This is a genomic window from Halioglobus sp. Uisw_031, from assembly GCF_047729875.1.
Taxonomy (GTDB): domain Bacteria; phylum Pseudomonadota; class Gammaproteobacteria; order Pseudomonadales; family Halieaceae; genus Marimicrobium.
In genome coordinates this window covers 61589-73235 of sequence record NZ_CP159826.1, presented here as the reverse complement: position 1 = coordinate 73235, position 11647 = coordinate 61589, and the positions used below count along the sequence as shown (strand labels likewise).

The 11647-nt window shown below is 54.3% G+C and carries 12 protein-coding genes; 4 read left to right on the top strand and 8 right to left on the bottom strand.

Annotation, left to right across the window (positions count from 1 at the left end):
* Positions 1–115 precede the first annotated feature (115 nt).
* The 5 genes from ABXT62_RS00320 to ABXT62_RS00300 form a co-directional block, all read right to left on the bottom strand.
* Positions 116–712 (bottom strand): YceI family protein, encoded by a 597-nt coding sequence (locus ABXT62_RS00320; protein WP_415356555.1) that lies wholly within the window; start codon positions 710–712, stop codon positions 116–118.
* 281 nt (positions 713–993) lie between these two features.
* Entirely contained in the window at positions 994–1272 is a 279-nt protein-coding gene (locus ABXT62_RS00315; protein WP_415358239.1) for a YkgJ family cysteine cluster protein, read from the bottom strand.
* An 8-nt stretch (positions 1273–1280) separates the two neighbouring features.
* Complete coding sequence (gene parE, locus ABXT62_RS00310) at positions 1281–3170, bottom strand: DNA topoisomerase IV subunit B (protein ID WP_415356554.1); 1890 nt, start codon at positions 3168–3170, stop codon at positions 1281–1283.
* Between the two features lie 74 nt (positions 3171–3244).
* Complete coding sequence (gene cpdA, locus ABXT62_RS00305) at positions 3245–4084, bottom strand: 3',5'-cyclic-AMP phosphodiesterase (protein ID WP_415356553.1); 840 nt, start codon at positions 4082–4084, stop codon at positions 3245–3247.
* A 15-nt stretch (positions 4085–4099) separates the two neighbouring features.
* On the bottom strand, positions 4100–4555 hold the full coding sequence (locus ABXT62_RS00300) for a DUF1249 domain-containing protein (protein WP_415356552.1): 456 nt from the start codon (positions 4553–4555) through the stop codon (positions 4100–4102).
* A 214-nt stretch (positions 4556–4769) separates the two neighbouring features.
* On the opposite strand from ABXT62_RS00300, the gene ABXT62_RS00295 reads away from it, so the two are divergent.
* Positions 4770–6191, top strand: coding sequence for a TolC family outer membrane protein (locus ABXT62_RS00295; RefSeq protein ID WP_415356551.1), 1422 nt, complete (start codon positions 4770–4772; stop codon positions 6189–6191).
* An 18-nt stretch (positions 6192–6209) separates the two neighbouring features.
* Positions 6210–6827, top strand: coding sequence for a class I SAM-dependent methyltransferase (locus ABXT62_RS00290; RefSeq protein ID WP_415356550.1), 618 nt, complete (start codon positions 6210–6212; stop codon positions 6825–6827).
* A 19-nt stretch (positions 6828–6846) separates the two neighbouring features.
* Here ABXT62_RS00290 and ABXT62_RS00285 read toward each other — a convergent pair whose 3' ends face one another.
* The 3 genes from ABXT62_RS00285 to ABXT62_RS00275 are packed head-to-tail and all read right to left on the bottom strand — an operon-like array spanning position 6847 to position 9906.
* On the bottom strand, positions 6847–7926 hold the full coding sequence (locus ABXT62_RS00285) for a prenyltransferase (protein ID WP_415356549.1): 1080 nt from the start codon (positions 7924–7926) through the stop codon (positions 6847–6849).
* Entirely contained in the window at positions 7923–8639 is a 717-nt protein-coding gene (locus ABXT62_RS00280) for a class I SAM-dependent methyltransferase (protein WP_415356548.1), read from the bottom strand. The genes ABXT62_RS00285 and ABXT62_RS00280 overlap by 4 nt, the downstream gene beginning before the upstream one ends.
* Positions 8626–9906: a glycosyltransferase family 4 protein gene (locus ABXT62_RS00275; RefSeq protein WP_415356547.1), complete on the bottom strand. Its 1281-nt coding sequence runs from the start codon at positions 9904–9906 to the stop codon at positions 8626–8628. The genes ABXT62_RS00280 and ABXT62_RS00275 overlap by 14 nt, the downstream gene beginning before the upstream one ends.
* A 286-nt stretch (positions 9907–10192) precedes the next feature.
* Here ABXT62_RS00275 and rfbA point away from each other — a divergent pair, with 286 nt between their 5' ends.
* A complete protein-coding gene (gene rfbA / locus ABXT62_RS00270) occupies positions 10193–11092 on the top strand; it encodes a glucose-1-phosphate thymidylyltransferase RfbA (protein ID WP_415356546.1) in 900 nt (299 codons plus the stop codon).
* The gene (rfbC, locus tag ABXT62_RS00265) at positions 11089–11637 is read left to right on the top strand and encodes a dTDP-4-dehydrorhamnose 3,5-epimerase (RefSeq protein WP_415356545.1); all 549 of its coding nucleotides are present in this window, start codon (positions 11089–11091) and stop codon (positions 11635–11637) included. The genes rfbA and rfbC overlap by 4 nt, the downstream gene beginning before the upstream one ends.
* Positions 11638–11647 lie beyond the last annotated feature (10 nt).

The following is an 11647-nucleotide window of genomic DNA, read 5'->3' as shown; positions in this document are numbered from 1 at the left end:
CAAGCACTCAAGTGGCAAGTAGGACAGCCTTCGCTCTGGCAGGCTAGGTGACGCTCTATGCTGTTCCACTAGCCTGTCGCTGCCCATGTTGAACAGCCGAGCAGGCAACGTTATATTACGGTGTCGCCGTGAACTGCAAATCAAACGTCACCGGGATAGCGCTGCTGATTGACTGCAGGCCCGCGATAGTCGTTAACGCCGCCACACCCTTTTCTAACCCAAAATCAGACGCGTTAATGATGACAGGACGCGGTGTGAAAACACGTAAACTGCCATCACCTTCTCCGACTGCCACCACGGCAATGGTCATTGTTTTTTCCTGACCGTGCAGTGCCAGTGTGACGGGCACGCTGGTGGTTATAACACCACGGTCGACTGCTGCGGCCAGCATCGTCGGATCAACGCGTGCTGTTATCTGGGCGGCCGGGAATGTGACCGTCTCAAATAATAGTCCGCGCATGCGTTCATTGCGCACCTCCACCAGCGTCTCCACACTATTGAGGTTGATCACTATCTGAACCTGACCCGTCGCGCCAATAGATCCCGCTAACGAGGTGAAACTATGCACCTCGCCCACGCTATCATTTTTAATCGAGATAAAATTGATCGCTGATTGCGTGCTGTCCAGTTCCCAATCAGCCCAGGCTGAGCCGAAAGGAATCAACAACACAATGACCAGTAACCACTGCTGAAATTTTTGTACGCTGCTCATAGTAATGCTCTCGCTCCGACCGGCCTTCGCTGAACCTAAAATATCTATCTACTTTTTATTGGCTTTTTTTTCCTTCTTTTCATTGCGCTTTTCTTTCATTGTTTTTTCAGGCTTCTTTTTAACGGCTTTTTTTGAATCTTGGCCCTTCGCCATACATTTCTCCTTCCACGTTTGCTAATAAGTTGCTAATAGAATGCTCGACGTATACTCAATGGTTTACATTGCAGACCTATGATTGCAGCGATGTTCTAGGCCCTGCACAAATCGTCTTGTTGTATGCGCTAAACGTCAGCGGCTCTTTCTGACCTGCACTCGTAGTCTCCCATCTCAAAGTCTCGACAAATTAACGGGCGCTTCTCATAGATACTGCACATCATACTGTTCCTATCTAAAGCGGAACACCACCCATCTTCCAAACGAGACATGGTTCTACCTCCCCACTCATCCTCCACAATAAACCGGCTAGGAACCCCTGTATCGGTGACAAGCATGACCTCCAACCTGCAGCAACAGGCTCTGCAATTTGAACAGCTGACGTTTTCCTCAGGCAACGTTGTCACTTCAATTTTCACAATGCAGCCTCGGCAATACCCCCCTTCTCCTCCAACCAAGCTTTGCGATCAGGTGCACGTTTTTTGGCCAACAACATATCCATCATCTCATTGGTACCATCGCCGGCGTCCAGTACCAGACGCACAAGACGTCGGGTGTCCGGATCCATGGTGGTTTCACGCAATTGCAACGGGTTCATTTCTCCAAGACCCTTGAAGCGCTGTACATTGACTTTGCCCTTTTTCTTTTCCGCCTCAATGCGATCTAGGATGCCCTGCTTCTCAGCCTCATCGAGGGCATAGAACACTTCCTTCCCAACATCGACGCGAAACAACGGCGGCATCGCAACATAGATATGACCGGCCGCTACCAGCGGTCGAAAATGGCGCACAAACAATGCACAAATTAGCGTGGCAATGTGCAGACCGTCAGAATCGGCATCTGCCAAAATACAGACCTTGTGATAGCGCAGGCCGGAGAGGTCATCGCTGGCTGGATCGACGCCAAGGGCGATTGAAATATTGTGCACCTCCTGCGAGGCGAGTATCTCCTGCGAGTCGACCTCCCACGTATTTAATATCTTTCCACGCAGAGGCAGGATCGCCTGAAACTCCCGGCTGCGCGCCTGCTTGGCAGAACCGCCGGCGGAATCCCCCTCCACCAGAAAGAGCTCACCGCGTGACGGGTCTCCCCCTGAACAATCGGCCAATTTACCCGGCAGTGCGGGGCCGGCAGTCACTTTTTTACGCGTCACCTGTTTGGCCAGACGCAATCGGCCCTGAGCGTTGGCGATGCACAACTCCGCCAGTTTCTCTGCTTCTTCTGTGTGCTGATTGAGCCACAAGCTGAAAGCGTCTTTGGCGATACCGGACACAAACGCCGCAGCCTCCCGCGAAGAGAGGCGCTCTTTGGTCTGGCCGGAGAACTGCGGGTCACCTATCTTGGAAGATAGCACATAGCAGCATCGCTCCCAGATGTCGTCTGGCGCCAGCTTAACGCCACGAGGCAGCAGGCTGCGCAGTTCACAAAATTCGCGCATCGCGTCCAACAGCCCGGTCCGCATACCGTTGACATGGGTGCCGCCCTGAATTGTGGGAATCAGGTTGACGTAGGATTCGGCCGTGATGTCACCGCCTTCTGGCAACCACTGCACGGCCCAGTCTACGCCTTCATTGCTGCCACTGAAGCTGCCCACGAAGGGCTCTTCGGGAATAACCGGAAAGTCGATGGTGGCATCCGCCAAATAGTCCTTAAGCCCGTCTTCGAAATACCACTCTTCCGTCTCGTCTTTCTTCTCATCCTTGAACTTGACTCGCAGGCCCGGGCACAGCACCGCCTTAGCCCGCAATACGTGCCGCAACCTGGATACGGAAAAGTTAACCGAATCGAAATATTGGGGATCGGGCGTAAAGGTCAGCGCCGTGCCGGTATTGCGCTTGCCACAACTGCCGACAACCACCAGCTCCGTTTTCTTTTCTCCGCCCGCGAATGTCATGCTGTAAATATTGCCGTCGCGGCGGATCACCACTTCCAGAGCGCTGGACAGCGCATTGACCACCGACACACCCACACCGTGCAGCCCGCCACTGAACTGATAGTTTTTATCCGAAAACTTACCGCCAGCATGCAGCGTGCTGAGGATGACTTCTACCCCAGGCTTTTTTTCTCCGGGATGCAGGTCGACAGGCATACCGCGACCATCGTCAGTCACCGTGACTGAGCCATCTTTGTTCAGACAGACATCAATCTCGCTGGCGTGCCCACCCAGGGCCTCATCAACGCTGTTATCGATGACCTCCTGTGCGAGATGGTTCGGGCGAGTCGTGTCTGTGTACATGCCAGGGCGCTTGCGCACCGGCTCCAACCCAGTAAGGACTTCAATGTCTTCGGCGGTATATTGGCTCATTGTGATAACTTATCGTGCGTTGCGGTGGAGTTCAGTCTAGCCATCATTGTACAGTGAGGCTCGCGCAGTGCGAGCTATAAGTAACCGCCTGAATCCAGATCGACCGTAAATTGGGTGTCCCACACCCTGGACACGCCAGTGTCAAAGCGACCATCACTGTGTAATTCCAGCCAGCGGTAACCCGGCGGCTGATCATCGACTTTAAAATGTTCACTGCCCGGTGCGAATTGGACACAGGTAGACGGTGATGCCAGCAGTCGCACACCATTGCGAATACGGTCTATTTCCTGATGGACATGGCCCCACAGCACGGCTTTGATGCCGGTGTAGCGGTCGAGCACGTTAAAAAACGCATCGGCATCGGCGACCCTCTGCTGATCCAGCCATTCACAGCCAATAGCCACCGGCTGATGATGCAGACAAACCAAAGTATGTCGCCCCTCCTTCTGCGCGGCCGCCAAAGACCGCTCCAACAGCATCAGCTCCGCCTCGCCTAATCTCCCCCCGACATGCCCGACAATTTGGGAATCCAGCAGCAAAATCTGCCAGCGGGGCAGCCTGATTTCTCTGCACAGGCGCGCAGGGCTTGCCGCAACAGCTTCCATCGCCGCTCGATCATCATGATTGCCCGGCAGCCAGTAATTGACGGGGGTCAGCTGTTCGAAATAGTCCTGCAGTCGCTCGTAAGCAGAACCTGCGCCACCATCAGACAGGTCTCCGGTACCCAGCAGCAGATCAATGACAGGGCGCTCTTTTTGCACCAGATTGATGACGGCCTGCAACGAGTGGTCGGTATCCATGCCCAGCAAAGTGCCTCCACGCAAACGACAGAGGTGCGTATCGGTCAACTGCACAAGCTGAACGGTCTCATCTTGGGTGTCGACGGTTTCGATCGGGTGTCGGGTCTGGGGCATTCTGGCGCGGCCGCGTTAGGTATCGGTCACGGTCGCGGCGACAACATCAAGCGCGGCACGCCCGTTTTGCAGACAGTGTTCCAGCCAGTCTGCCAAAAATCGATTCTGCTGGGACTTTTCATCCTGCGCAAACATTTGATCATTCGGGTACTGGTATCGGGCCGACACCTGACGATAAGACTGAAAGGCTCCGACCTCCAACATACGAGCGTCATGATAAGCCCTCACTTCGACATTTAATAAGCCCAGCCAGCGGGATTCTGCAGATTGCTGGTGGATATGAAAAATCGTGGTGTAACGACAACGCTCTACAACGCTCAGCCGCACTTTAGCGGCGCCCACCAAAAGTTCGCGGGAATTACAGTTCTCATAATCGGGAAAGAGGCGTTTCAGGCGGAGATAGTTGGCATCACAGATCGCGTGCAACTCCGTCAAATCCAGTTTAAATAATTGTCTAGTCGAATTTTGCAAAACTTTGCCCAGGCGTTCGGCCCTTGTAAGTGGATAAAAACTGCCGCGTTATGGAGAGCTTTTGACCATAAACGGCCGCAGCGCTGTTCCTAAGATGGCACAAACGACTCCGAACTGCACCCTTTGCATGACAGTTTCAATGTATGCAGAGTTCGCGAGAGGCTGGTACAATCACGTGCTCAAAAATAGCGAATTCTCTTTCAGGAATTGTTGCATGAAAAATCTGGTTATTGCGCTTTCATCTCTGGCATTCTTTCTCTCATCTGTCAGTTTACAAGCGGACTCATTGAGTGATATCTACCAGTTGGCGCTACAAAATGACGCTCAGCTGAAGTCAGAAGAAGCGGTCTATCTAGCGAGACGGGAAACCGAAAATCTTAGCCGCTCTGCACTGCTTCCGCAAGTGGGCGCCTCCTATTCCTATCAAAACTCAGACGGGGATACGGATGGCCTTGGCCCAATTTTTAGCGAAGACGGCATCATTATTGACGATACGTTCACCAACCGCGATATCAATACCGAGGGCTACGTCATTTCCCTCAATCAAACGTTATTCGATTTGTCAGCATGGTTCAGTTTTCAATCGGGCAAGCAAGTCACCAAAGAGGCGGAGGCCACTTTTGCCGCGAACCAGCAGAATCTGATCGTGAGAGTCGTAGAAGCCTACCTTCTCGTGCTGCGCGCACAGGACAATCTAGCGGCCTCACAGGCGCAGGAGCGCGCATTCGAGCGCCAGTTAGAGCAGACCCAGCAGCGCTTCGAGGTCGGCCTCATTGCCATCACCGACGTGTATGAAGCTCAGGCCGCTAGAGACCTTGCTGAGGTCGAGCGCATTGTGGACGAAAATGATGTATCCGTGGCACTGGAGCGGCTCTCGGTGCTGACTGGCCAGCGGCAAAGCAACCTCAACGTGCTGGTGGAAGACTTCAAAATTCGTCCACCAGACCCTATTGATCGTGCTGCCTGGGTCGATTTCGCGCTGCAAAATAACTTTGAGCTTCTGGCCTCTACCTACAGAGAAGAGGCGGCACGCCAAACGGCCAAGGCGAACAAAATGGAACACGCCCCCAAGGTTAACGGCGGCTATGAGTATTCTGACTTTGACGTCGACGGGAACATCTATGTCGAGCCCGATACCGGCATCAATAGTCCCCCCGATAGCAGCCTCAAAGAGCACATGTGGAGGGTAACCCTCAGCGTCCCACTCTACAGCGGTGGTGCGATCAGCGCCAACCGACGACGCGCGGCCCAGGAATTCAGCGCCGCACGGGAGCAGCGCATCAACCTCTCACGCAACACAGTCACCAACACGCGATCCCTGCATATGACGGTACTCAGTGATGTATCGCGCATCGCGGCGCGCAAACAAAGCATTATTTCTTCAAAGAGTTCTGTAGATGCTACGCAGGCCGGTTACGAAGTGGGAACGCGCAACGTGGTCGATGTACTTAATGCCCAAAATACGTTGTTCCGGGCGGAACGTGATTACGCCAACAGCCGTTACGACTACATTCTTAACCTGATGCGCCTGAACGAAAATGCCGGACTGCTCAGCCCGGCAGACATTCTCAAACTGGACGCCTTTCTCGTGCCTCCCACCTCACCATCAGCCAAATCCGTTATCGGCTCACCGTAGAAAAGGACGTTGCGCCGTATGATCCCCGACCTGCCCGCTGACATTGACCAGATCAAGGGATTCCTTGCCGCGGATGAGGCACAGGCACTGTTCGAGCAGGCCCTTCGGGCCAGCACCATGGGGCCGGTACTGGAAATCGGCAGCTACTGTGGCAAGTCCACCATTTACTTAGGGCTGGCTTGTCGCGCTAACAACAGCACAGTCTTTGCGCTAGATCATCATCGCGGCTCGGAAGAACACCAACAAGGGGAATTTTTTCACGACCCCGACCTCTACGACGCCGGCGAGGGCGTCATGGATACCTTTCGAGAGTTTCGTCGCAATATGCGTCGGGCAGGACTGGACGAAGTGGTAGTGCCGGTTGTGGCCGGCTCAGAGGCGGCGGCCAGACACTGGCAAACGCCATTGGCAATGGTCTTTATCGATGGTGGACACAGTCTAGAGGCGGCGCTCACAGACTACCGCTGCTGGATGCCACATCTGATGCGCGGTGGCGTGCTAGCGATACACGATCTGTTCGACGACCCACACAAGGGTGGCCAAGCGCCCTATGCGGTCTATCGCATGGCGCTGGCGTCTGGTCTGTTTGAAAACTTAGGGCAAGTGAATAGCCTAGGCTTGTTACTGCGCTTGTAGCGGGCGATGGGGCTCGACTTTAGTCAACTAAACTCCGACGCTCAGGAACATCGTCAGCAGGCTGATCCAACAAGCGCACACTGCAAAACAGCCCAGCGGCTCGCGTGTGCTTGGTAAGCGCATCGGCTGCTAACAAAATGGCCCCAGCGGTCCAGGTGGGCCTTTCATCCGGCCACAGCAAATCTTCGACCAGTTGATAACCCGTCCAATATGAGCCATCACTGGCACGCCACTGCTGCAGCCAGCTGTAAACCTCGACTGCGCGCGCATGATCCCCTGCGGCCAATAAAGCCATGACCAGCTCACAAGTTTCAGCAATCGTCACCCACGGCTGCTGCTTCTCACAGCGACACCCCAGCTTGTCCTCTACAAACTCATCCCAACGCGACACGAGACGAGCGCGAGCGTCGGCTCCGGTATAGACGCCGGTCAGCACCGGATAAAACCAGTCCATGGAATAGCGTGACTTAGTTTCCCATGTTCGGTCAAAACGCTCCGGCTTCTGGCGCAGGGCGTTGCCCAAACGATCGCGCGCGCTCAACCAATGGCTGCGACTTTCACCCAGCGTCACGGCAATATTGTGTGCGCACTCCAGGCTTTTGTAAATCGAACTACAACCGGTCACCAACGCATCACCTTTTGGCTTTCCGGTGCCATCCACGGCCCAATCAATTTCCCCATGCTCGGACTGCAAAGACAACACGAAGCCTATCGATTTATCGACCATCGGCCACATTGCTTGCAGAAAGTCATCATCAGCACTGATTAAGTAATGGTGCCAGACACCGGTGGCGATGTAGGCGACAAAATTCGACTCGCGCCGGCTGGCGTTGTCGATTTCCTGCCCGCGATAGGACGCCCACCAACTGCCATCTTCTAGCTGCATTTGCGCTAGCCATTGATAGGCTTTGTGAGCCGCCTCCAACTCGCCTCCGATAGACAGGCCCATCGCCGACTCCACATGATCCCAGGGATCGGTGTAACCGCCGTCAAACCAAGGAATCTCGCCGCTGTCGCGCTGGCAGCCGAGAATAAAGTCTACGGTCGGACGCAGGAATTCCTCGGGGAATAAGCCCGGGCTAAGATATAAACCACTCATGATTTGGCATCCTTGCGAAAATACATCACGACACTTTTACCCATAAACGGGTTCATGCACTTCTCCAATATCCGAGTCAGCGCTGGATTTTCCATTAAGTCCCATACCAAAAAGCGATGGTATTGAGCGACCAGCCAGTTTGTGTCCTGATTTTTCCAAAACAGGCACTTTAGCCACCAAAAGGGCACATGCAGCGCATGCGCCCAGTGATGGTGATAATGTTCAAAACCTAAATGTTCAATTTCCGTTCGCAACTCATTACTGCGGAAAATCCGCAGATGACCGCCTGGCACATTGTAATAGCCCTCACTCAACGCCCAACATATCTGCTCTGGCCACCGGCGCGGAACGCTTGCACAAAAGAGCCCACCAGGCTTAAGCACTCGCTCTATCTCGACTAATGCGCAGTGATAATCTGGGATATGCTCTAACACTTCGCTACAAATGATCTTATCAAAGGTATCGTCGGCGAAAGGCAATTCCAGTGCGCTAGCGGAAGACAGGCCAAAGGACTTGGCGTCGTTTTCGGGCTCAGCAAAACCGACAAATCGTTCACGGGTTATTTTAAGATCGTCCAGAGACAGATCCACGCCGACAGACTGCACATCACCCTCGACATAAGCCGAGATCACGTGACGACCCTCACCGCAGCCAAGGTCCAAAACGATGTCGCCCGGTTTGAGGGGCAGGTGGGCAAAATCAACCGTCTTCACGGGCCAACACCTGATTGTAATACTGCGTCATCTGTCTGGCACAGACCTGCCAGCAAAAATTCTCTTCAATGCGCTGTTTTCCTCGGGCGCCCAGCTCGGCACGGGCCTTCGGATCTTGCAACAAGGCATCAATCGCCTCTACCAGGGCATCGACATTTTTCACCGGCACGATCACTCCGGCATCACCCACCACTTCAGGTAACGCCCCGCCATCAGTGGACACCACCGGCACACCACACGCCATAGCTTCACCCGCAGGCAGGCCAAAGCCCTCATACACTGAAGGCACTATTGCGATCGCGGCCTCGGCGTAATACTGCACCATCTGCTCAGTGCTGATGCCTTTAACAAATTGCACCTTATCCGCAAGGCCCAGACGATGCACCAGTCTTTCCGTCTGGCCGCCCGGATTGGGCTTGCTGACCAGCAGCAACTCCAGATCTGGATATCGCTCGAGCAGAAGGGCATAGGCATGCAATAGATAACGCAGGCCCTTAAGCGGAGCATCTGCAGAGCAGGTGGCCATCAGGCGCAACGGATTACGCACCACTCCCGGCAAAGGCTTGAATGTGTCTATATCGATGCCATTGTGCGCCACGCTGATCCCCGCCGGCTGCAAACCGAAATCTCGGGCGATGTCCTGACGAGAACAATCCGACACCGTCACGATATTATGTAACTGCTTGATCACTTTTTTCTGCATAGTCAGGAAAGAGTGCCAACGCCGAATAAACAGTCGTTCTTTCCAGCCGCGAGCGGCGCCTAGCGCAATACGTAAATCGCTGGTGATGGGATGGTGTACCGTCGTCACCAGGGGCAGACCCATTTCCTGGATATCCAACATGCCGTAGCTCAGACTCTGGTTGTCGTGTATCAGGTCGTAATGGTGGCCGTGCTGACGTAAATATTTTGCAGCTCGACGCCCAAACGTTTGCGGCTCGGCGAAGCCGCCGGTCAATTGACTGACCCACTCAATGATATTGCTCATGGACGTCAGATGATGCGGGCGCAAAGACGTGAGTCCATTTTCAAACAAATCCAGGCTGGGTAGCTCTATAAGCCGAACGCGGGGATCCAGGTGGGGGTAGGGCGGGCCAGAAATGACATCGACGCTATGACCCGCCTCGACCAGCGCCTTACTAAGGTAACGCATATAAACGCCCTGCCCACCGGCATGGGGCTGGCTGCGATAGCCGAGCAGCGCAATACGCAATGGACCACCCAGCCCCACCGCTTTGACGGGGGTTGTTGCTCCATCTGCCGGCATTGTAGCTGCCGGCTCTGTACCTTGATGCCAGATAGTGGCGTCCTCATTATAATTACGTGTTGAAACGAATGCGGCTACCCCAGCGTATCTCGCTAGCTTAAGAGCATCAGTGCGATGTGATTACACTGATTTTCTGGGAGCCCCGCAAAAAGGGGCTAGATTTTAATCACCTACTGGTTAAAAATCCAGCCCTGATCACCGAACTACCCCCTTAAGGCCCCTCCTATTAGCCAGTGAGAGGCTTATACCGCTATAATCGACCGTCTAGACACTAGGAAAACGGTTAATGACAACTTCGGCTTATAAGGGGCTCATTCTCGCGGGCGGGTCAGGGACCCGCCTGCATCCGCTGACTAGCACCGTCAGCAAGCAACTGATGCCAATCTACGATAAACCTATGATTTACTACCCTTTGGCCACCCTCATGCTGGCCGGTATCCGCGATATCCTGATCATAACCACGCCACGCGACCAGCTGGCCTTCAGTGAGCTACTTGGAGACGGCTCCAGTTGGGGAATCAATATCAGCTATGCGGTGCAACCCAGCCCGGATGGACTGGCCCAGGCATTCATTCTGGGAGAGACCTTTATTGGCAAGTCGCCCGCCAGCTTGGTGCTAGGTGACAACATCTTCTACGGTGGGGGCTTTTCTCAAACGTTAACCCATGCTGCCAGTCGCGACTCTGGGGCTTCCGTGTTTGCTTACTATGTGCAAGACCCGGAGCGCTACGGTGTCGTCAGCTTCGACGCCAATGGCGTGGCCCAAAATATCGAAGAAAAGCCGACTATCCCCAAGTCACATTACGCTGTAACCGGTCTGTACTTCTACGATAACGATGTGGTCGATATCGCCAAAGACGTGCGCCCCTCAGCTCGAGGTGAACTCGAAATTACCGATATCAATAGAGCTTATCTCGAACGCGGCGACCTGCACGTAGAGGTCATGAGCCGCGGCACCGCCTGGCTGGATACAGGCACTCACAACTCCCTGCTGGATGCCGCCAACTTCATCCGTGTTGTCGAAGAGCGCCAGGGGCTGAAGATTTCCTGCCCCGAGGAAGTGGCCTATCGCAAGGGCTATATCAGTGCGGAGCAGCTGCTGGCGCTGGCCAAACCACTGGAAAAAAGTGGCTATGGGCTCTATCTAAAAGGCCTCCTCAACGATAATGGCGTTGTCTTCGCATGAAGTTTATTGAAACACCCTTGCAGGACGTCTACCTCGTAGAACCGACGGCCTTTGGCGACCAACGCGGGTTTTTCATGGAAACTTGGAATATTGAGACGTTTCGCGAGGCCGGATTCGACCTTAATTTTGTGCAGGACAACCACAGTCGGTCAGCCCATGGCATATTGAGAGGACTGCACTTTCAGACTGAACATACCCAAGGCAAACTGGTGCGGGTGACGTCCGGTGAGGTGTTCGATGTCGCAGTGGACCTCAGAAGCCATTCCCCCACTCTTGGGCAGTGGTTCGGGGTTAGCCTCAGCGCCGAAAACCAGCGGATGCTCTGGGTTCCACCCGGGTTTGCCCATGGCTTCTATGTCACCTCCGATTACGCCGACTTTGTGTACAAATGCACCGATATTTACCATCCTGCCAGCGAGCAGACGCTGGCCTGGGATGACCCCACCGTGGGAATCCAGTGGCCGGTACCCGCCAAGGAGACCCCGCAATTGTCGGCCAAGGATAGCGAAGGCCTGAACTGGGCCGATACACCCCGCTTCATCTGAATACAAGGCC

What these genes read in the sequence shown, in the direction of transcription:
- ABXT62_RS00290 (WP_415356550.1), top strand. Translation starts at nt 6,210, where the DNA reads ATGATCCCCGACCTGCCCGCTGACATTGACCAGATCAAGGGATTCCTT.
- rfbA (WP_415356546.1), top strand. Translation starts at nt 10,193, where the DNA reads ATGACAACTTCGGCTTATAAGGGGCTCATTCTCGCGGGCGGGTCAGGG.
- ABXT62_RS00275 (WP_415356547.1), bottom strand. Translation starts at nt 9,906, where the DNA reads ATGCCGGCAGATGGAGCAACAACCCCCGTCAAAGCGGTGGGGCTGGGT.
- ABXT62_RS00285 (WP_415356549.1), bottom strand. Translation starts at nt 7,926, where the DNA reads ATGAGTGGTTTATATCTTAGCCCGGGCTTATTCCCCGAGGAATTCCTG.
- cpdA (WP_415356553.1), bottom strand. Translation starts at nt 4,084, where the DNA reads ATGCCCCAGACCCGACACCCGATCGAAACCGTCGACACCCAAGATGAG.
- ABXT62_RS00295 (WP_415356551.1), top strand. Translation starts at nt 4,770, where the DNA reads ATGAAAAATCTGGTTATTGCGCTTTCATCTCTGGCATTCTTTCTCTCA.
- rfbC (WP_415356545.1), top strand. Translation starts at nt 11,089, where the DNA reads ATGAAGTTTATTGAAACACCCTTGCAGGACGTCTACCTCGTAGAACCG.
- ABXT62_RS00320 (WP_415356555.1), bottom strand. Translation starts at nt 712, where the DNA reads ATGAGCAGCGTACAAAAATTTCAGCAGTGGTTACTGGTCATTGTGTTG.
- parE (WP_415356554.1), bottom strand. Translation starts at nt 3,170, where the DNA reads ATGAGCCAATATACCGCCGAAGACATTGAAGTCCTTACTGGGTTGGAG.